The organism is Tritonibacter sp. SIMBA_163, assembly GCF_046535935.1.
In the GTDB taxonomy this organism is placed as follows: domain Bacteria; phylum Pseudomonadota; class Alphaproteobacteria; order Rhodobacterales; family Rhodobacteraceae; genus Epibacterium; species Epibacterium scottomollicae.
The window spans coordinates 1-394 of sequence record NZ_JAWJBP010000154.1 but is presented as its reverse complement, the minus strand read 5'-3'; the positions used below and the strand labels follow the sequence as shown (position 1 = coordinate 394).

Sequence of the window (394 nt, the reverse complement as noted above, 5' to 3'; positions counted from 1 at the left end):
ACTTGCTGCTTAATTTCTCTCGCCAAGTCAACATTTTCTGCCTTTATGGCTCTATACCAATCATTTAACTTGGTAGTTACTAGATCATATGGTATCAAATCCTGCATAACCCTTACACCTCCCCAATTATCAAATAATTCTTACTTTCGTAAATAATAACAAATAAATCAATATTTTTACACTATTAATCAATTACTTCCTTTTACTTGAACATTATCAACAACCCATCCGCCTTTTTCTTTTTTCAATTCTGTTTGAATAATTAAGGTATGCTTACTGGTAACAGCATTCACCGTAACCGCAGTTTTTGCCTCATTCAAATATAGTTCTCGATTTTCATCAACTTTTTTTGAATAACTTTCTAAGGACAATAAATCACTTCTAATGGTTACAC

2 protein-coding genes are annotated in these 394 nt (G+C 31.5%); both read right to left on the bottom strand.

Annotation, left to right across the window (positions count from 1 at the left end):
* Positions 1 to 107: hypothetical protein (locus tag R0J92_RS21875; protein WP_411053191.1), on the bottom strand; the 107-nt coding region annotated here is incomplete at its 3' end.
* Positions 108 to 188: 81 nt separating this feature from the next.
* Positions 189 to 394: hypothetical protein (locus R0J92_RS21870; protein WP_411053190.1), on the bottom strand; the 206-nt coding region annotated here is incomplete at its 5' end.